The following is a 19,639-nucleotide window of genomic DNA, read 5'->3' as shown; positions in this document are numbered from 1 at the left end:
TCTATAGATAAACATAACACAAGTGCATCATTTTATAATAAGCGCGGCAACATATTTAAACTAAATTTAATTGATATGTTCCATTATTTTAAAGTTTTGTTATACGCATACTGAATCAAGAGTATTTTATCATATTTTTGTCACCGTATCACTCAAAACAAAAATTAATCCCATTCATACGGGGTTTCCTGATATACGTAATAATTCAGCCAATTCATAAACAATAACGTTGCATGAGCTTTCCAGCGGTTAACAGGTTCTTTCCCGCCGGGTGCAAAATAGTGCTTAGGAGCTTCTACGTTTGAAAGATTTCTCTCTATGTCTCTCTCATACTCCTGAAGTAGCGTATCGGTATCATATTCCGGATGACCCGTTAAGAAAATCTGTTTTTCGTCTTTTGAAACGATTAAACAGACCCCCGCTTCCTCTGAAACGCTGAGCACATCCAGATCCGAAGCCGATTGCAGCTGCTCCGTATTAATATCTGTATGCCGTGAGTGGGGCACATAGTATAGCTCGTCAAATCCTCTTACCAATCTCTCATGTTTTTTAAGAACGGTATGCTCAAACACACCGAAGATTTTTTTCGGCAGCTCCACTTTCTCAATGCCGTAATGATAGTATAAACCGGCTTGAGCGCCCCAGCAGATATGGAGGGTTGAAGTGACATTCGTTTTGCTCCATTCCATGATTTCCTTCAATTCTTCCCAGTAAGAAACATCTTCAAACGGCAGGTGCTCAATCGGAGCTCCGGTAATAATCATTCCGTCAAACCGTTTGTGGCGGATGCTGGAAAAATCCGTATAAAATTCATCCAGATGCTGCCTTGCCGTATTTTTTGGAGTATGTGTGCTCGGAATTAAGAACGTAAAGTGAACTTGTAAAGGTGAATTCCCAAGCATCCTGAGGAGCTGGGTTTCCGTTTGGATTTTTTTCGGCATCAGATTTAAAATCACGATCTTCTGCGGCCGGATATCCTGATGAAAAGCCCGGCTTTCATCCATTACAAAGATGTGTTCACTTTCAAGCACCTGCTTAGCGGGCAGGTGATTTGGTATATTAATAGGCAACATGCCACCTCCGTTATTCCCCGTTAATTTTCTTCATTATAGAAATTTTTAAGCCATTTTTCAATCCATCCCGGCGTAATAAACCGCATTTAACGCATAATGACAAGGATAAAAGCGGCAAATGGGCATAAATTCGGAGCGGCTCTTTATTATGACGGGTAAAGAGCCGTTTGGTTCCTCGAAAAAAACGTTTTCCGTTAAGTGGAAGGAAAAAGCGGTTTCCGTTTGTTTTGCAGTGTAAAACAGGTAAAATAAATGAAGAATGTAAATAGGAGGGCCGCAGATGACAATTTACGATATAAACGTACGGACCATAACAGGCGAAGACATGACGCTATCGGCTTACAGAGGTAAGGTGATGATCATTGTGAATACAGCAAGCAAATGCGGGTTCACATCCCAGCTCAAGCAGCTTCAGGAGCTCTATGATACATATCGGGAGGAAGGTCTTGAAATATTGGGATTTCCCTGCAACCAATTCATGAACCAAGAACCTGGAAACGAAGCTGAAATTCAAGAGTTCTGTGTGAAAAACTACGGAGTCACATTCCCGATGTTTGCGAAAGTTGATGTCAATGGAGCAGACGCTCATCCTCTCTTCACATATCTGACGGAACAGGCGAAGGGGATGCTCGGCACAAAAGCGGTCAAATGGAATTTCACTAAGTTTATCGTGGACCGAAACGGTGAAGTCACCGGGCGTTTTTCACCGAACGTCAACCCAAAAGAGCTTGAAGATACGGTGCAGAGGCTTTTGGCCCGATAAGAGGTGATACGGTGAACGAAAAAGAGCAGCTGGAAAGCGTCAGGAATTGGGTCAGAGAAAAGCTTATCAATGAACGGACGGGCCATGACTGGCTTCATATTTCCCGGGTCGCAACACTTTCTGTTTATATGGCAAAAGAAGAAGGCGCCGATTTATTTATCACTGAGACGGCCGCGCTGGTTCATGATCTGATTGACGCCAAGCTCGAAAAAAGCGAAAGGCTGACGGCAGGCGAAGTGACAGAACGGCTGGCTGCTTTCAACATCGCGGATGGCCCCATTCAGGAGATCGCGGATATTATCACGAGAATGTCATTCAGACACAGGGAACTGCTGAAAAAGCGGCCGCTTTCATTGGAGGGGAAAGTTGTTCAGGATGCAGACATGCTTGATGCGATCGGCGCAGCGGGCATCGGCAGGGCTTTTATGTTTGCCGGCGCGAAGGGTCACCCGATGTACGGAACTCAAACAAGTGTGCTGGCCCATATAGAGGATAAATTAATCAAGCTTAAAGGCTTAATGAATACAAAAGCGGGGGCCGGTTTAGCAGAGGAGCGGCATCAATTTCTTTTGCAGTTCGCCGCCCGTATCCAAAAAGAGGCCGGCATTTGCAAAAGCTAAGCGGCGCAATAGAACGCTTGTGCCGACTATGTTAGAATAAGTGTCAGATTGCGCATAGGAGGACCAATATGAAAATTAAATCAATAGAACCGACGCCGAGTCCGAACACGATGAAAGTGATTTTGACTGAAGAGCTTCCGGCAGGGAAAAGCAACAATTACAAGCCCGATCAGGCAGATGATGCTCCGGCTGTCGTACGTGATATTTTAAACATTGAAGGAGTAAAGGGCGTTTATCACGTTGCCGATTTCCTGGCTGTGGAGAGAAACGCCCGTTTTGACTGGAAGGAAATTCTGCCTCAGGTCCGTTCCGCCTTCGGAATGGAACATGCGGAGCAGTCTGAGAGCCGTTCTGAACAGGAATCGTTCGGTGAAGTGAAGGTTTTCGTACAAATGTTCAGCGGAATCCCGATGCAGGTCAAATTGACGGACGGCGAACGTGAAGAACGCTTCGGCCTTCCGGAACGTTTCCAAGAAGCCATTTTAAAGCTGCGTTCCGAAGCTTCAAATGTCGTATTTGAGCGGGCCTGGAAAGAACAAGGCGTGCGCTTCGGGGATTTTACCGAAATCGGACACGATGTCACAGAAGAGCTTCAGGCCGCCTACAGTGATGAGCGGCTCAAACGTCTGACAGAAGCAGCCGCACAGCAAAAGGGTGAGGCCAAACCGGCAGTGCAACGGAAAGCTTATAAAGTGACATTGGAGATGCTTGATGATGAAGACTGGAAACAGCGCTATGCCCATCTTGAGCAAATGGATCCGGATGAAGACGATTTACCAGTATTGGAAAAGGCGCTGCATGATCCGAAGACTTCGATCAGAAGACAAGCCGTCGTTTATTTGGGAATGATCGAAAAACCGTCTGTGCTTCCGCTGTTATACAAAGCGCTTGAAGACAAAACGGTGACGGTCAGAAGGACGGCGGGTGACTGTCTGTCGGATCTCGGCGATGCGAGCGCCATCCCGGCCATGATGAAATCGCTCAGTGACTCAAGTAAGCTTGTGCGCTGGCGCGCGGCCATGTTTTTATATGAAGTCGGCGATGAAAGTGCGCTGGAAGCATTAAAAGCGGCGGAAGACGATCCGGAATTCGAAGTCAGCCTGCAAGTCAAAATGGCGATTGAACGGATTGAGCACGGAGAAGAGGCGAAAGGTTCAGTTTGGAAACAGATGACTGAAAGCAGAAAAAAAGAACAGTTATAACAAAAAGGTGCGCCATGCACCTTTTTTATTTGAATTCACTTTTTATAAAAATTATTTAGAATATTGTTGAAAAATGATTCAAAACTCTATATAGTAAGTACAATATTAATTGTTGGAGGGTTTTTATCGAAATACAGAAAGAATAGAAAAGCGAGACAGGGCAAAGACACTGTAAAATTTGCAGAACACGCCCTAGAATAAACTGAAAATTTTAAAAATAATGCACAGTCTAAAAACAGTAGGGGGATCACCATGGCAGAATTACGCAGCAACATGATCACACAGGGAATTGACAGAGCGCCGCACCGCAGCCTTCTTCGCGCTGCCGGCGTAAAAGAAGAAGACTTCGGCAAACCGTTTATCGCGGTCTGTAATTCATACATCGATATCGTTCCCGGGCATGTTCACCTGCAGGAATTTGGAAAAATCGTAAAAGAAGCAATCAGGGAAGCGGGCGGTGTGCCTTTTGAATTTAACACGATCGGAGTAGATGACGGAATTGCGATGGGGCATATCGGTATGAGATATTCGCTGCCGAGCCGCGAAATCATTGCCGATTCAGTTGAAACGGTCGTCTCGGCTCACTGGTTTGACGGAATGGTCTGCATTCCGAACTGCGACAAAATTACGCCGGGAATGCTGATGGCGGCTATGCGGATTAATATTCCGACCATTTTTGTCAGCGGGGGGCCGATGGCAGCCGGCCGCACAAGCGACGGCCGCAAAATTTCGCTTTCTTCAGTATTTGAAGGCGTCGGCGCATATCAAGCCGGGAAAATCGGTGAAAGCGACCTGCAGGAGCTGGAACAGTTCGGCTGCCCGACGTGCGGATCTTGTTCGGGCATGTTTACGGCAAACTCCATGAACTGTCTGTCTGAAGCGCTCGGTATGGCGCTTCCTGGAAACGGAACAATTCTAGCAACTTCACCGGAGAGAAGAGAGTTTGTGAGGAAATCAGCGGCTCAATTGATGGAGACCATCAAAAAAGACATTAAGCCGCGCGATATCGTCACCGAAAAAGCGATTGACAACGCGTTTGCGTTAGACATGGCCCTCGGCGGCTCAACCAACACAGTGCTGCATACGCTTGCGCTTGCCAACGAAGCTGGGGTTGAGTATTCTTTAGAACGCATTAACGAAGTGGCTGAACGAGTGCCTCACTTATCGAAATTGGCGCCGGCCTCGGACGTCTACATTGAAGATCTGCACGAAGCGGGCGGAGTCTCGGCGGCCCTTAATGAATTGGCGAAAAAAGAAGGAGCGCTTCATCTTGACGCGCTGACTGTAACAGGCCGCACACTCGGAGAAACAATTGCGGGTCATGAAGTAAAGGATTATGACGTGATTCATCCGATTGACAATCCGTTTACCGAAAAAGGCGGTTTGGCCGTCCTATTTGGGAATCTGGCTCCGGACGGCGCCATTATCAAAACAGGCGGCGTACAGGACGGGATTACAAGACATGAAGGGCCCGCTGTCGTCTTTGATTCACAGGATGCGGCGCTTGAGGGCATTATAAACCGCAGAGTCAAAGCAGGAGATGTTGTCATTATCCGTTATGAAGGGCCAAAGGGCGGCCCGGGCATGCCGGAGATGCTCGCTCCGACTTCTCAGATTGTCGGAATGGGGCTTGGCCCGAAAGTGGCGCTTATTACAGACGGCCGTTTTTCAGGAGCGTCCCGCGGCCTTTCAATCGGGCACGTATCGCCTGAAGCGGCTGAAGGCGGCCCGCTCGCATTCGTAGAAAACGGCGACCATGTCATCGTTGACATAGAAAAACGGATTTTGGACGTACAAGTGGCTGAAGAAGAATGGGAAAAACGCAAGGCCGAATGGAAAGGCTTCGAGCCGAAAGTAAAAACAGGATATCTAGCCCGGTATTCCAAACTCGTAACAAGCGCCAATACAGGCGGAATCATGAAAATATAAAACAGAGGCCTGAACAATTGAATTCCGGCCCCCTCTATAGTATCCTTGACTTCATATAAGGATTTTAGAGGGGGCTTTTTTATGTCAATGGCTTATGAAGAATATATGCGCCAGCTGGTCGTGCCGATGCGCCGTGAGCTGACGGGTGCGGGTTTTCAGGAATTAACGACTGCTGAAGAAGTAGAAAGCTTTATGGAACAGGCAGAGGGCACGACTTTGGTCGTTGTCAACTCCGTGTGCGGCTGTGCAGCCGGTCTTGCCCGTCCGGCTGCGACTCAGGCTGTTTTACAGCATGAAAAAGCGCCTGATCATACGGTTACCGTATTTGCCGGTCAAGATAAAGACGCAACTGCAAAAATGCGTGAATATTTTACGGGGCAGGAACCTTCCTCGCCTTCAATGGCGCTGTTAAAAGGGAAAGAGGTCGTTCATTTTATTCCCCGCCACGAAATCGAAGGGCATGACATGGAGGAAATTATGAAAAATCTGACGGATGCCTTCGATGCGCACTGCTGAAATGCCCGAATTCCGGGCATTTTCTTTTTGGAGAAAAAAATGATCACAACGAGTTACAGACCAAGCGAATATACGATACACACAGCGCAGTCACTCAGTGTCAAGCTGGGTGACACTTACTGCAGCCGCAATAAACAGCCCATTGAAAAAATGCTGGAACGAGCGGCTAGCGATCTTTTAGTCATCGGAAAGGAACGGTTCGAACTTTACACGAAGCAAGGGGAGAAGTTCTTTTTTCACCCGAATACAGCGATGTTCCGCGCAAAGCGGTTTTTGAGAGGGGAAGCCGAGCCGTTGTTAAAAGCAGCCGGATTACGCGAAGGGGATTCCTTTTTAGATTGTACGCTCGGCCTGGCATCCGATGCGATTTTGGCAAGCCTGGCAGTCGGAAAAAGCGGACAAGTCATCGGCCTGGAGAAAAACAAGCTTGTCTCATTGCTTGTAGAAACAGGACTTCAAACGTGGGAAACCGGAATGGAGCAGCTCCAAACCGCCATGAAACGCATTCAGGTCAAACATGCCGACTGCGCCGATTATTTGCGGGAGCTTCCTGATTCATCGGTAGATGTCATTTATTTTGACCCGATGTTTCACGAACCTGTTGAAACGTCAGACGGCATTGCACCGCTCCGCGCGCTGGCAGAAGAGGGTTTTAACGAAGAGTGCATCACGCAAGCCGTCCGGGCGGCGAAAAAATGCGTAGTGCTTAAAGACCATTGGAAAAGCCCGCGGTTTGAACGATACGGCTTCAAGGTGCTGAAAAGAAAGACGGCGCTTTTCCACTTTGGTGTCATCCATGTGAGCTCATGATATCATGGGCTTCTTTTTCGTTAATCAGTGATTTCCATAACGACAAAATAAAGCAGCGTGAGAAGTGATACAGTCGCAAATAAAGCGTTAATCATCTCATCCCCTCCTTTTTCTCCTTCTTATTGTAAGCGGTTTATCCGCTCGGTCACAGTTACCAATTTCCCATATTGCATGATAATACGCTGCCGGACATGACGCCGCGCTTTCATCTATGCTAAAATAAAGGAAAAGAGGACAATAAAACAGAGGGGAACAATCTGTCATGAAATTGTGGATGAAAAAGACCCTTGTGGTTCTGTTTACCATTGTAACGTTCGGACTCGTGTCTCCTCCGGCTGCTTTGATGACAGACAAGCCTTCAGGACAGTCGAGCAGTCTTGAGCAGAATGATTACACCGCTTTTTATGATGAACACGCCCTGCCGGGAGAAGATAAGGCAGGGCGGGAGCCTGAATTACTGTTTCAATCGTATCAGCAGCAGCTTCTCGGTGATGCTGAAAATCAATCATTTTTAAAATTCGGCAGCAAAATCTCTCCGGTCATTGAAGATGATTACAGAAGTGAAATTCTGCCGAAAATCGAAGATGTGATCACAGGACATTTAGCCAAGTTTCAAGATGATGAAGCGTATCAGGATGTGGTTATTTCCAGCAAACCGTCGGCCGGAAAAACTGAAAAAATTTTTCATGTGTATAACAGGCTGACGGGTGAAGATCTTTTAAGGTTCCACGTCCGCCGGGATCATCCTCCGCAAGACGGCTACTGGTTTAATTTTCATTACCATACCGCTGAAGACGGATTTCAATCACATCATGAGCTCGGCAGCATTTACTGGGACCGCAATACGCCGCCTGACTGGATGAGCGTGTAATAGCGAGAAGAAATAAAAAAATCATTTCTGAGAAATTTTGCAGAAATGATTTTTTATTGTGTTACACTACTAAAAGACTACTTTAAAAGGATGAAAAAAATGAAACAATATAAAGATTTGTGCCGTCATGTGTTAGAAAACGGAGAAAAAAAAGGAGACCGTACGGGAACGGGTACGATCAGCACGTTCGGCTACCAAATGCGGTTTAACCTTCAGGAAGGTTTCCCGATGCTTACGACGAAAAAGCTCCATTTTAAGTCCATCGCGCATGAGCTGCTTTGGTTTTTAAAAGGAGATACGAATGTCCGCTACCTTCAGGAAAACGGAGTCCGCATCTGGAACGAATGGGCGGATGAAAACGGAGAACTCGGACCGGTTTACGGTTCTCAATGGCGTTCATGGCGCGGAGCGGACGGCGAGACCATTGATCAAATCTCCCGGCTGATTCACGACATCAAGACAAACCCGAATTCCAGACGTTTAATCGTCAGCGCCTGGAATGTCGGCGAAATTGATCATATGGCGCTTCCGCCTTGCCACTGCCTGTTTCAGTTTTATGTCGCGGACGGAAAACTGTCGTGCCAGCTTTATCAGCGCTCAGCGGATGTCTTTCTCGGCGTGCCGTTTAATATTGCGTCTTATGCGCTTTTAACAATGATGATCGCGCATGTGACGGGGCTTGAACCGGGTGAGTTTGTTCATACATTCGGAGACGTCCACATTTACCAAAACCATGTGGAGCAGGTGAATTTGCAGCTTACAAGGGATGTCCGTCCGCTGCCGAAACTGCGGTTTGCGCGAAATGTTGATTCTATTTTTGATTTTACGTTTGAAGACTTTATCATTGAGGATTATGACCCGCATCCGCACATAAAAGGAGCTGTCAGCGTATGATTTCGTTTATTTTTGCGATGGATGAAAACCGGCTGATCGGAAAAGATAACGATCTGCCTTGGCACCTTCCCGATGATCTCGCATATTTCAAAAAAGTGACGACGGGTCACACCATTGTAATGGGGCGGAAAACGTTTGAATCAATCGGACGCCCGCTTCCGAACCGGCGTAACATCGTTGTAACCTCACGGGACGAATCTTTATTCCCGGGCTGTATTACTGCCGACTCGGCTGAGGAAGTGCTCAAGCTGATCCCGGCGGATGAAGAATGCTTTGTGATCGGCGGCGCCCAGCTGTACAGTGCGCTCTTTCCTTATGCGGACAGACTCTACATGACAAAAATTCACCATGTCTTTGAAGGAGACCGTTTTTTTCCGGAATTTAATGAAGCTGAATGGGAATTGACATCCCGCAAACAGGGAGTAAAAGATGAAAAAAACCCTTACGATTATGAGTACCTTGTATACGAGAAAAAGAATTGATTTAAGCAGGGGGACAAGAATTGATTCGTTACGGCTGCCTTGTGATGTACGTTGTATTTATGTTCATGAAAAATATTCAGGAATATATCAATCAAAAAGAGCTTGACCCGCGGCTTTCTTTTCAAAAACAGATGAGGCTGGTATATGAGCGGCCGAAAGCCTTTATGAGAGGCTGCATTGACGTATCGGGATCGGCAATCGGCATTCATCATGATCAGCCGATCCCGGACGGCCCCGTATTGTATGTGCATCCCAGATTGCGCCCGGCTGATCTTCTGCTGCTTGCGGGACATCTTGAAGAGCCGGCTGGTTTTATCGCTGGCGAGAAAGCTTTCCGGATGCCGTTTCTCGGAAATTGGCTGCGGCTGATGGGTGTCATTTGTGACGGAGACAGCCGGGACGCCGTGTTTCAGGAGGCGGAAGTCCGTCTGCAAAAAGGACAAAGTCTGATTCTGTCTGAAGACGGCAAAATCAATCCGGAGGAACTGGCTCTTCGTTTCGATCTCCCGATTGTGCCCGTCAGCACTTCGGGAACAGACCGGCTGCTGCGGGGCAGATTACTGAAACGGCTGAAGCCGGCTGACATTGAATTACATATAAAGCCCGCTTATTATCCGGCCGGTCAGAAACGGCTCCGTGCATAAAAAAAGCACAGTCTATAGAGAGGCTGTGCTTTTTTATTTCAGATAAAGGGAACTTTGACGCAATAAAACAAAATACAGAAAAACATCGAGGCGCTGCCGCCTAAAACAAAACTGTGCCAAATGGCGTGATGATACGGAACCTTTCTCCAAATATAAAATATTGTGCCGGCGGAATACAATAAGCCGCCGAAAAGAAGAAGGCCGAAACCGGGGCCTGACAGCGAAGCGTACAGCGGTTTAATGGCGACGATGATCAGCCAGCCCATCAATAAATAGACAAGCGTTGAAAAAATGATAAACCGCTTCACGAAAAAGATTTTAAACACGATGCCTCCGATGGCAAGCGACCAAACAATAATTAAAAGGGTCAGACCGAGCGCCCCTTTAAGGGGTCCTAATAAAAATGGCGTATATGTTCCGGCTATTAATACGTATATCGCGGAATGATCCACAATTTCAAGAATGTCTTTCGTTTTTTTATGCTGAATGCTGTGCAAAAGAGTCGAGCTGAGATACAGCAGCAGCATTGAAGCACCAAAGATTGAAAAGCTGACGATGTCTGTCGGCGAGCCGTATTTCACCGCGAAGATAATGAGAAAAATAAGCGCCGGAATCGACAGCAATACACCGATTCCGTGTGTGACGGCATTTGCGATTTCTTCTTTTATTGTGAACAATCAAATGTCCTCCTTTTTAAAGGATTTGTTTTTGCAGTGACTGCAAAAAGCTCAACCCTTCTAATGTAATTTTTGTTCCTGCGCGTCCTCGGCCTTTTGTCACATAGTTCATCTTTTCTAAGTAATCAAGCCTGTTTCTGACCTGCTGGGGCGATAATGTCATTGTGCTGTTTTCGCTTAATTCGGATATGCTCCGTCTGCTGGCGGGTTCGCCCTTTGTATTTAAGTCTTTAATTGATTCCAAAATAAACAAAAACTCTTCTTTCTCCATCAATGTCAGCCGTTTTTCTTTTTTCTTAGCTGTTTTCGCTTTCTGGCTGTTTTTGATATACAGCGGGACATCATCGGGATAAATCGTGCTGCCGGATGCTGCCGCGGCCATATAGTACGCCGCATTTTGAAGTTCTCTGATGTTGCCGTTAAAGGTGTGCCGCTCAAACAGTGGATAAACGGACGGATCGATATGAACATGCTGTCCCGTGGATGTCAGCATATGCTGCAAAAGAAGCGGTATATCGCTTTTTCGTTCAGATAAAGCAGGGAGCGGAAGGCATAACACGTGAAGCCTGTAAAATAAATCTTGGCTGAACGTATTTTCTGCGCCAGTATCGCCAAGATCCGCCGTGCTGCTTGCAATGATGCGGGCGGAAATTCCGGCGTCCAGCTCGGAAAGAAGGCGGGTCTGTACCGAGAGCGGCATGTCTCCGATTTCATATAAGAATAATGTTCCGCGGCGGGCCCTGTTTAATGCACCTTCAGCGCTGAACAGTTCATATTCGAGCCGCTCTTCGTTTTGGCTGCAGTGAACGGTAATAAATAGTTCGCTGTTTCTGCAGGATTTATGATGGATCGCTCTGGCCATTTGTTTTTTTCCGGTTCCGACTTCACCTGTTATGAAGACCGGCAAATCAGATAAGGCAAATTGCGAGGCCAACCGTTTCGCTTCTAAAAAGGTGTGATGTTCGCCGGCCAGCTGATAAAAAGGATCAGTTTGTTCAATTACACTCATAAATTGGCTCCTTTTGGTTCTAATTGGTTTAAGTATAACACGTTTGTGCGATCGAAAATATCTTTTTCTCTTGTATCGGTTCATTTATTTTTATTTACAAAATTAAAATAATTATCTTATTATTTGAATATTCATGTTATAATGGCATATTAAATAGGGATTTAAATAAGAAAGGACTCTGTAAATGAAACCGTTGCTTAAAGAAGACTCTCTCATCCAGGTAAAAGACATTTTAAAAGCGCACCAAAATGTAAAGGACGTTGTGATACATACGCCTTTGCAGAGGAATGACAGACTTTCTGAGAGGTATGGCTGCAATATCTATTTGAAAAGGGAAGACCTGCAGGTGGTCAGATCATTTAAGCTCAGAGGGGCTTATAATAAAATGAGGCAGCTCTCAAAAGAGCAGACTGAAAACGGAATTGTATGCGCAAGTGCGGGAAACCATGCGCAGGGGGTTGCGTTTTCATGCAAACACCTCGGCATTCACGGCAAGATTTTTATGCCGTCAACCACACCGAGACAGAAAGTATCCCAAGTGGAACTGTTCGGAAAAGAATTTGTTGAAATCATATTGACGGGTGACACTTTCGATGATGCGTATAAGAGTTCTGCGGAATGCTGTGAAAAAGAAAACCGCACGTTTATTCATCCGTTTGACGATCCCGATGTCATGGCCGGACAGGGAACGGCTGCCATCGAAATTTTAAATGACATTGACGTTGAACCGCATTTTCTTTTTGCAAGCGTAGGGGGAGGAGGACTCCTGTCCGGGCTCGGCACGTACATGAAAAACATCTCGCCGGATACAAAAATCATAGCGGTAGAGCCGAAGGGCGCAGCCTCCTATTTTGAATCGAAAAAAGCCGGACAAGTGGTTGAACTTGAGAAAATTGATAAATTTGTCGATGGGGCGGCCGTAAAAAAAATCGGCGCCGAAACCTTTCAAACGCTCGAAACCGTCGTCGATGACGTTGTGCTTGTCCCGGAAGGAAAAGTGTGCAGCACGATTCTTGAATTATATAATCAATGCGCCATCGTGGCTGAACCGGCGGGTGCATTGTCCGTGTCAGCACTTGATCTGTACAAGGAAGAGATTAAAGGGAAAAACGTCATCTGCATGGTCAGCGGAGGGAATAATGACATCGGCAGAATGCAGGAGATGAAGGAACGCTCCATGATTTACGAGGGGCTGCAGCATTATTTTATCGTTAATTTCCCGCAAAGGGCGGGAGCGCTTCGCGAATACCTTGATGAAGTGCTCGGGCCTGATGATGACATCACCCGGTTTGAATACACGAAAAAAAATAACAAAAGCAGCGGCCCCGCATTGGTCGGCATTGAGCTCAAGCATCGGGAAGATTACGGCGCACTCATTGCCCGGATGAATCAAAAAGGATTTCATTACGTAGAGGTGAATAAAGATCAGGATCTGTTCCACCTGTTAATCTGACTTTTTTTAGAACGGCCGCGCAAAATGACAGACACGCTTTCTCAGATTGTATATAATAAAAAGAAAACAATCGAAAAAGAAGGATTGATATCTTGTTACTCAAAAGCCTAGAGTTCAAACGACAGGACGGGATTCAGGTAAAAGTGACAGAAATACCGGTTGTCACAGAAGGTGAACATTATTTTTTTCAAATTCATCAGCACCTTGAGCTTTATTTGAGAGAGGTTTTTGCTTCACAAAGTGTGAGAACAGTGTATTCATTCCGACAATTTGTCAAGCGCCGTATGAAGTGGAAAGATTACGAGGCCGTTTTCAACCAAGAGATTTTAAAACATAACGCATAACGGTGCATATTCCTTAGCGCCTTCCTTTTGATAAGGGAGGGTGCGGGAATTTTTTTATGATGAATGCTGTAAGCGTTTTATCCATGGGGGGAATGGAAATGAAAAAAATGAAAATCTTCGCTGCCGTCTTTTGTTTGCTGCTCTTGTGCGCCTGCGGGGGGAAAACGATAAAAGACCCGCTGAACTATCAGATTGAGCCGTTTTCATATCAAAACCAAGACGGAAAAACAGTGTCACTGAAAAGCCTGAAGGGGCATGTCTGGATTGCCGACTTTATGTTTACAAATTGTAATACAGTCTGTCCGCCGATGACGGCCCACATGACCGAACTGCAAAAAAAACTGAAGGCTGAGAACCTGGACGTGCGGATTGTGTCGTTCAGTGTAGATCCTGAAAATGATAAGCCGAAACAGCTGAAAGCATTTGCTTCCAAATATCCGCTTTCGCTTCGCAACTGGGATTTTCTGACCGGTTACAGCCAAAAGGACATTGAAGATTTTGCGCTGAACAGCTTTAAAGCAATCGTCAAAAAGCCGGAGGGAGAGGACCAGGTCATACATCAAACTTCTTTTTATTTAGTCGGACCTGACGGCAAGGTGCTTAAAGATTATGACGGCGTGCAGAAAGTTCCGTATGATGACATCCTCTCAGATGTCAGAGCGGCTGAGGAGCTCAAGTAAACTGGCAGATTAGACATTTTCAAAACTGAAAAAACATGTTACACTTTCCACTAGTAGACGGGGAAGGAGCAACCAGATTGAAGCTGCGAATGTTCTCATTGATCGCCGGACTGGCTTTGCTTTTATCAGCTTGTTCTGTCCAGCGCACCGGTTCTGACACAGAAGAACCGAAAACGAAAGATCATATTGTCATAGTTGCGGTCGGTGATTCATTGACTGAAGGAGTAGGAGATCCTGACGGTTCAGGATACGTCGGCAGGGCAGCGGAGTCTCTTAAGAAAAAGGGACATGTGAAAACGGTAGATATTAAAAATTATGCGGTGCAGGGCGACAAAACGTCGGACCTGCTGGAAAAGCTTGATAATAAAAAAGTTCAGAAATCATTAAAGAGCGCCGACTATATCTTTTTTACCATCGGCGGAAATGACTTAATGAAGGTGCTCCGCCAGAATATGATGCAGCTGACGGTTCAGCCGTTCCAAAAGGAAGAGAAACCTTTTGAAAAACGGTTCAAGGCGATCGTTTCAAAAATCCGCAAATATAATAAAAACGCAGAGCTGGTGTATGTCAGCATGTATAATCCATTCACGTTTACGCTGCCTGAATTAAAAGAAATTAATGGGGTTGTAACGGATTGGAACAAGATCGCCGCAAAAGAGCTGGAAAAAGACCCTCACGCCGCCGCGGTGAATGTTGAAGACTTGTTCAGTCAAAAAAGCGGCAGCAGACGGATTTCAAAGGATGATGATTTTCATCCGAACGCAAAAGGATATGCACTCATCGCCGATCGATTATACGGCATCATTGAAAAACAAGGGTTACCAGCAGAATAGGGTGAAATGATGAAAAAGTGGAAATCGCTGTTTTTTGTTCTTCTCGCACTCAATGTGATTGCCGCCGCGGTAATTGTGACATTATTGGTTATGCCGGGAGAGCAGGCGAAAATACAAGATCAGACAAAAAGTGAGTACGGCTTTCATATCACAAGCTCCAAAGAATCTCTTGCCAGGTTTGTGAATGCGTACTTAAAAGAGAAGGCATCGAATCAGCTTGACTACAAAGTGGACATCAATAACGATGTGCACGTGGCTGGTAAAATCAAAGCATTCTCAACCTCCATTAATGCGGTCGTCACATTTGAACCGTCCGTACAGGAGAACGGAGATGTGGTTTTGAAAGTGACGAAGTTTTCATTAGGCGAATTAAGCCTGCCGATCAGCTTTGTGCTGAATTATATGGACAGCTTTTATGAACTCCCGTCATTTGTGCACGTTCATTCGGGGGATAAAAGCATCGAGATCCGTCTGTCAGAAATGCCTTTAGACAACGGCATGTATGTAAAAGCGGATAAAATCAATCTCGACACGGATGAAATTGAATTTTCCTATTATCATCCGAAACAATAAGTTTTCATAAAAAAAACACAGATCCTTTCAGGGATTTGTGTTTTTTCGTGTCAGCGTTTTTTGTCTAGCTTGCTGAACAGTTTGATTAACGTTGCAAGCTCTTCATCAGAGTAGCAGTCAAACCGTTTAAAAAAGTATTCTGTTTTTTTCTGATTGAAATGATCGACAATTTTCTCCCCGGCTTCCGTAATATGGATTCTGATAATTCGCCTGTCCTCTTTAGAACGGATGCGGGTGATCCATTCCTTTTCTACTAAAGCGTCGGTCACTGCGGTAATGTGGCTTGCGGAAACCTCAAGAATAGGGGCGAATTCCGTTACTTTTTTAGGCCCTTGTTCACTGAGAATCCGCAAAATGGTGAATTCGTTCCTGGACAGCTCTTTATCTAGAATTTCATTAACTTCATTTCTGATTTGTTTAAACACTTTTCGAAGCAAAGCTTCCATATCATACATCATTTGTGTCCTTACTTTCAAATCATGAACCTCCAATATGTAGTCAGCGTGGCATTCGTTTAGCTTCCCCTGAAAGCAGAATTATTTTTATTCTGTTTATACATGCTATAATATAATAATACCACGTATGAACAAAGGAGGGCACCCGTATGTCAGAAAAAAAAGAAATCGCCACATTTGCAGGCGGCTGTTTTTGGTGCATGGTGAAGCCGTTTGACGAACAGCCCGGAATTGAAAAGGTGGTGTCCGGCTATACAGGAGGCCATACTGAGAATCCGACTTACGAAGAAGTGTGCAGTGAAACGACCGGACACAGAGAAGCCGTTCAAATCACATTTCAACCTGACATTTATCCGTATGAAAAGCTTGTCGAGCTGTTTTGGCAGCAGATCGACCCGACTGATGCAGGCGGCCAGTTTGCAGACCGCGGAAGTTCATATCGGGCGGCGATATATTACCATAATGATGAACAAAAACATATCGCTGAAGCCTCAAAAAAACAGCTTGAAGAAAGCGGCATATTTAAAAAGCCGATCGTGACAGACATTTTAAAGGCTGAGCCTTTTTATGAAGCGGAAGGCTATCATCAGCACTTTTATAAGAAAAATCCTGATCACTACGGGCGCTACCGTGTAGGTTCCGGACGTCAAGGCTTTCTGGATGAGCATTGGAGGGACAGATAAGATGGCTTTTAATAAAGAAGAAAAAATCAAATCATTAAACCGCATGCAATATGAAGTCACACAAAATAACGGAACGGAGCCGCCGTTTCAAAATGAATTCTGGGATCACAAAGAAGAGGGGCTGTATGTTGATATCGTATCGGGAAAGCCCTTGTTTACTTCTCTGGATAAATTCGATTCTCATTGCGGCTGGCCCAGTTTTACAAAACCGATTGAGGAAGAAGAGGTTGACGAAAAACTGGACACAAGCCACGGGATGATCCGGACGGAAGTGAGAAGCAAAACAGCGGATTCCCACTTAGGCCATGTATTTAATGACGGCCCGGGGCCAAGCGGTCTCCGTTATTGCATTAACTCTGCGGCACTCCGGTTTATTCCGAAAGACAAGCTGAAGGAAGAGGGCTATGAAGCCTGCCTGCATTTATTTGAAAAATAGAGCTCAGCAATGAGGCCTGCCTATCAGACAGGCCTTTTTTCTATGTTTTTTTTTCTTCATGTAATCGTTCAATAATCTTTACGATTGTGTCTTTTGTGATGAGCGGCGCTTGATCGGATTGATATCTGGGGAGATTGACCTTCCGAAATTCCGGATGTTTGGCGGGGTCGGGCAATATCGCGTAAAGATTGCCCCATTCATATAAAGATTCCGTCTCATGAGGAGAGGTCAGTTCTTCATGAAGCTTCTCACCGGGACGTTTTCCCACTTCAACAGCGGCGGGGCGCGGCAGCCCGTGCCGGGACGCATATTCCTCAAACCCGTGAAGCAGTTCTTCGAGCCTCAGGGACTCCATTTTAAAAATAAACGTTTCTCCGCCCTTTGTAATCGCCGCAGATTGCAGGGTGAGCGTTGCGGCATCATCAATCGACATAAAAAACCTCGTCATGTTTTTATCTGTAATGGTGAGCGGACCGCCTGCCATCAACTGCTCAAATAAAATAGGAATAACGGAACCGCGTGAACCTAGCACATTGCCGAAGCGGACCGAACAAAATACCGTACCGCGGTTTTGAACATGATGATTCGCCTGATGAAACAGCTTCTCGGACAACAGCTTCGTAGCTCCCATTGTGTTTACCGGGGAAACGGCTTTATCGGTTTTTTAAGGTATTTACTGTATTGTGAGGGACTATCAGTGACGGTGAGGTCGAAAACGAAAAATTAAACCTCAGGATAGGGGTGATTTCAAACTGAGCCGGAATTGGCCCTTTTCTTTTTTGTGTCATCGTAACGATAACTTCTTTGAAGACCATTCTTAATAGCGAGTTCTTTTTCTCTGTGCTTGTTTCAATGTGATATTGATCAATTATCTTATTTATGTTGTTTCTGACTGTATTACTGTCTATTTCTGATTGCGCTTCTTGAGTTCCATTGAGCTCATGCTTAGCAATCTGGAGTTCTTTAAATTCTTCATCTAAAACAGCTTTTCTCTTCAAAAAAAGTTCATCAGTGTAAATGCCGCTCTCATATTTTTCAAAGATAAAATTCTCTTTGTTTTTTAACTCTTGTTCTTTTTGTGAGAGATGTTCAGACATTTGCTTCTTTGTTTTCACATTACTATTTACGTCTTCGTATTTAGAAATCATTGAAATGATATGTTTTGTTAAAGTCTTATTATCTAAGTTGCTTAAAGAAGAGAGGTAATCCAGAATGGCATTTTCAACATCGTTATATCTCACATAAGTGCATTTATTCTTTTTGCAAGTGAGTGATTTAACGTGATACACACTTTCCGTGCCGTTTTTGTTTTCTCGCGTTCGCCTAGTTTCGTATTTAGATAATGGTTCACCGCACTTAGAACAAGTGCATACGCCTGCCAATTCACTTAATTTCAATGCATTTTTATTAGGCAGCAGGGGGACTTTGTTTGCAATTTTCTCTTGTGATTGTTGAAATTGTTCTTGATCTATTATAGGGGCATGTGCATCCGATACTACAATTTGTTCCTTTTCAGGTCTAATTGTTCGTTTACCGTCTTTTGTTTTTTCTCTAACCTTATATTTAACAGTTCCGATATACGCTTCGTTTTGCAGAATTGCTTTAATTGTGTATTGATTCCAGCGCTTTTTTCCTGATGGAGTCGGTATTTGTAATTTTGTTAAGTGAGAAGCAATCGCTGTATAACTATAATCTTTTCCATTCAACCCATTTAAAAAGATGTTAAAGATGAATTGAACGACTTTTGCTTTTTCTTCGACTGGGACTAGTTTGGATGTTTTTTTGTTTAACCGGTATCCATAAGGCGCTAGCCCGGAAATCCATTTCCCTTGTGCCGCATATGTGTATTTAGCGCCTGTCATACGCTCTCTGGTTATTTCAAATTCTTCTCTGGCCATAAACAATTCAAAACGAATCTGACGCATGTCTGCAGGATTTCGAGGGTCATAAACTTTATATGGTGTAATGATAATCAATCGCTTGCTTTGAAGAAGGTTAACAATTTGTCCCGCATCACTGTAGCTCCCGCGGCTGAGTCTTGTTATTTCTTTAACAGCAATTGCCTGGTACTTGCCTTCCTCGAGGTCTTTAAGACATTCTTTAAAAACAGGGCGGCCCTCAATGCTTTCTCCTGACCCGATTTCCATTTTTAATTCATAGGGGATTTCAATCGACTTCAGTATTTTATTCATGAGTTCATTTTGTTCTGTTAGCGTATCTTCGCCTGTTCTTTTTTCTCGCTCCATATCCTGACGAGAGCGTCTAAGATAACCCAAAATATTTGTAATGTTGTAAGAATGAACGATGTTTTTTAAATCCAAAAAATCAGCACCTCCTCTTTATTGTATTTACTGTAAAAAGAGAAGTATTCGTACAATATTCTGTCTGACATTGAATACGAAAATAACGTAATATTGTAAGGATTGTATTGTTTGAATATTGATCTATTCTAATCGGATTCATTTTTTAATTAAACGCCGACTGTAATTAACAGGGTTTTTATTTTGTTCATTTCTTGAAATGTCAACGCAATTCATTAGTGGCAGATAAGAATGTGCGACAATTCTTCAAATCAGTTTCATCTGAATGTCCTGATATTAAATAGTGAAACGGGGGCCGCAGAGCTCGCTCATACGCTTTATGTTTTTTTGTTTAGCCTAAGAAAATATACAAATAAAAAAAGAAGCCCCAG

21 protein-coding genes and 2 pseudogenes are annotated in these 19,639 nt (G+C 44.7%); 17 read left to right on the top strand and 6 right to left on the bottom strand.

Features of this window, described 5'->3' with window-relative positions:
* Positions 1–164: 164 nt before the first annotated feature.
* Positions 165–1,070: a homoserine O-acetyltransferase MetA gene (gene metA, locus SB847_RS05830; RefSeq protein ID WP_003153608.1), complete on the bottom strand. Its 906-nt coding sequence runs from the start codon at positions 1,068–1,070 to the stop codon at positions 165–167.
* Between the two features lie 283 nt (positions 1,071–1,353).
* On the opposite strand from metA, the gene SB847_RS05825 reads away from it, so the two are divergent.
* From SB847_RS05825 to SB847_RS05780, 10 genes are all read left to right on the top strand, one after another.
* On the top strand, positions 1,354–1,836 hold the full coding sequence (locus tag SB847_RS05825) for a glutathione peroxidase (protein WP_007409521.1): 483 nt from the start codon (positions 1,354–1,356) through the stop codon (positions 1,834–1,836).
* 11 nt (positions 1,837–1,847) lie between these two features.
* Complete coding sequence (locus SB847_RS05820) at positions 1,848–2,456, top strand: HD domain-containing protein (protein WP_410561725.1); 609 nt, start codon at positions 1,848–1,850, stop codon at positions 2,454–2,456.
* 68 nt (positions 2,457–2,524) lie between these two features.
* Entirely contained in the window at positions 2,525–3,658 is a 1,134-nt protein-coding gene (locus SB847_RS05815; protein WP_410561727.1) for a conserved virulence factor C family protein, read from the top strand.
* Between the two features lie 252 nt (positions 3,659–3,910).
* Complete coding sequence (ilvD, locus tag SB847_RS05810; RefSeq protein WP_410561730.1) at positions 3,911–5,587, top strand: dihydroxy-acid dehydratase; 1,677 nt, start codon at positions 3,911–3,913, stop codon at positions 5,585–5,587.
* 81 nt (positions 5,588–5,668) lie between these two features.
* Positions 5,669–6,103 (top strand): BrxA/BrxB family bacilliredoxin, encoded by a 435-nt coding sequence (locus SB847_RS05805; RefSeq protein WP_003153619.1) that lies wholly within the window; start codon positions 5,669–5,671, stop codon positions 6,101–6,103.
* Positions 6,104–6,142: 39 nt separating this feature from the next.
* Positions 6,143–6,913, top strand: coding sequence for a class I SAM-dependent methyltransferase (locus SB847_RS05800; RefSeq protein ID WP_032870018.1), 771 nt, complete (start codon positions 6,143–6,145; stop codon positions 6,911–6,913).
* 262 nt (positions 6,914–7,175) lie between these two features.
* Positions 7,176–7,784, top strand: coding sequence for a YpjP family protein (locus SB847_RS05795; protein ID WP_007612095.1), 609 nt, complete (start codon positions 7,176–7,178; stop codon positions 7,782–7,784).
* Between the two features lie 99 nt (positions 7,785–7,883).
* On the top strand, positions 7,884–8,678 hold the full coding sequence (locus SB847_RS05790; protein ID WP_003153622.1) for a thymidylate synthase: 795 nt from the start codon (positions 7,884–7,886) through the stop codon (positions 8,676–8,678).
* On the top strand, positions 8,675–9,160 hold the full coding sequence (locus SB847_RS05785; RefSeq protein WP_007409527.1) for a dihydrofolate reductase: 486 nt from the start codon (positions 8,675–8,677) through the stop codon (positions 9,158–9,160). Before SB847_RS05790 ends, SB847_RS05785 begins: the two co-directional genes overlap by 4 nt.
* Positions 9,161–9,180: 20 nt before the next feature.
* On the top strand, positions 9,181–9,804 hold the full coding sequence (locus SB847_RS05780; RefSeq protein ID WP_021494209.1) for a lysophospholipid acyltransferase family protein: 624 nt from the start codon (positions 9,181–9,183) through the stop codon (positions 9,802–9,804).
* A gap of 38 nt (positions 9,805–9,842) precedes the next feature.
* Here the strand turns inward: SB847_RS05780 and trhA are convergent, their stop codons facing one another.
* Both trhA and SB847_RS05770 read right to left on the bottom strand, forming a co-directional pair.
* Positions 9,843–10,481, bottom strand: a complete 639-nt coding sequence (gene trhA / locus SB847_RS05775) for a PAQR family membrane homeostasis protein TrhA (RefSeq protein WP_007612091.1) — start codon at positions 10,479–10,481, stop codon at positions 9,843–9,845.
* Positions 10,482–10,497: 16 nt separating this feature from the next.
* Positions 10,498–11,490 carry a sigma-54-dependent transcriptional regulator gene (locus SB847_RS05770; RefSeq protein WP_410561738.1) on the bottom strand — a complete coding sequence of 331 codons (993 nt, stop codon included), beginning with the start codon at positions 11,488–11,490 and terminating at the stop codon, positions 10,498–10,500.
* Positions 11,491–11,674: 184 nt separating this feature from the next.
* Here SB847_RS05770 and ilvA point away from each other — a divergent pair, with 184 nt between their 5' ends.
* The 5 genes from ilvA (at position 11,675) to SB847_RS05745 (ending at position 15,373) form a co-directional block, all read left to right on the top strand.
* The gene (ilvA, locus tag SB847_RS05765) at positions 11,675–12,943 is read left to right on the top strand and encodes a threonine ammonia-lyase IlvA (RefSeq protein WP_007612085.1); all 1,269 of its coding nucleotides are present in this window, start codon (positions 11,675–11,677) and stop codon (positions 12,941–12,943) included.
* A gap of 92 nt (positions 12,944–13,035) precedes the next feature.
* Positions 13,036–13,287, top strand: coding sequence for a DUF2535 family protein (locus tag SB847_RS05760; RefSeq protein WP_410561742.1), 252 nt, complete (start codon positions 13,036–13,038; stop codon positions 13,285–13,287).
* A 98-nt stretch (positions 13,288–13,385) separates the two neighbouring features.
* Positions 13,386–13,967 (top strand): SCO family protein, encoded by a 582-nt coding sequence (locus tag SB847_RS05755; protein ID WP_410561745.1) that lies wholly within the window; start codon positions 13,386–13,388, stop codon positions 13,965–13,967.
* Positions 13,968–14,044: 77 nt separating this feature from the next.
* A complete protein-coding gene (locus tag SB847_RS05750; RefSeq protein ID WP_410561748.1) occupies positions 14,045–14,800 on the top strand; it encodes an SGNH/GDSL hydrolase family protein in 756 nt (251 codons plus the stop codon).
* Between the two features lie 9 nt (positions 14,801–14,809).
* Positions 14,810–15,373 carry a YpmS family protein gene (locus SB847_RS05745; RefSeq protein ID WP_029326139.1) on the top strand — a complete coding sequence of 188 codons (564 nt, stop codon included), beginning with the start codon at positions 14,810–14,812 and terminating at the stop codon, positions 15,371–15,373.
* A gap of 50 nt (positions 15,374–15,423) precedes the next feature.
* Here the strand turns inward: SB847_RS05745 and SB847_RS05740 are convergent, their stop codons facing one another.
* Positions 15,424–15,849 carry a MarR family transcriptional regulator gene (locus SB847_RS05740; protein WP_003153639.1) on the bottom strand — a complete coding sequence of 142 codons (426 nt, stop codon included), beginning with the start codon at positions 15,847–15,849 and terminating at the stop codon, positions 15,424–15,426.
* 128 nt (positions 15,850–15,977) lie between these two features.
* On the opposite strand from SB847_RS05740, the gene msrA reads away from it, so the two are divergent.
* On the top strand, positions 15,978–16,511 hold the full coding sequence (gene msrA / locus SB847_RS05735; protein WP_088461024.1) for a peptide-methionine (S)-S-oxide reductase MsrA: 534 nt from the start codon (positions 15,978–15,980) through the stop codon (positions 16,509–16,511).
* Position 16,512: 1 nt separating this feature from the next.
* A complete protein-coding gene (gene msrB, locus SB847_RS05730) occupies positions 16,513–16,947 on the top strand; it encodes a peptide-methionine (R)-S-oxide reductase MsrB (protein ID WP_007409536.1) in 435 nt (144 codons plus the stop codon).
* 40 nt (positions 16,948–16,987) lie between these two features.
* Here the strand turns inward: msrB and SB847_RS05725 are convergent.
* Positions 16,988–17,608, bottom strand: a pseudogene (locus tag SB847_RS05725) (polysaccharide biosynthesis protein); the annotation flags it as partial.
* Positions 17,584–19,268, bottom strand: a pseudogene (locus SB847_RS05720) (recombinase family protein). The pseudogenes SB847_RS05720 and SB847_RS05725, both read right to left, overlap by 25 nt.
* Positions 19,269–19,639: the final 371 nt, after the last annotated feature.

This window comes from Bacillus sp. SIMBA_026, assembly GCF_046535335.1.
Classification (GTDB): Bacteria; Bacillota; Bacilli; order Bacillales; family Bacillaceae; genus Bacillus; species Bacillus velezensis.
Note: the sequence above shows the minus strand (reverse complement) of the source record. Positions and strands in the feature narration are given on the sequence as shown.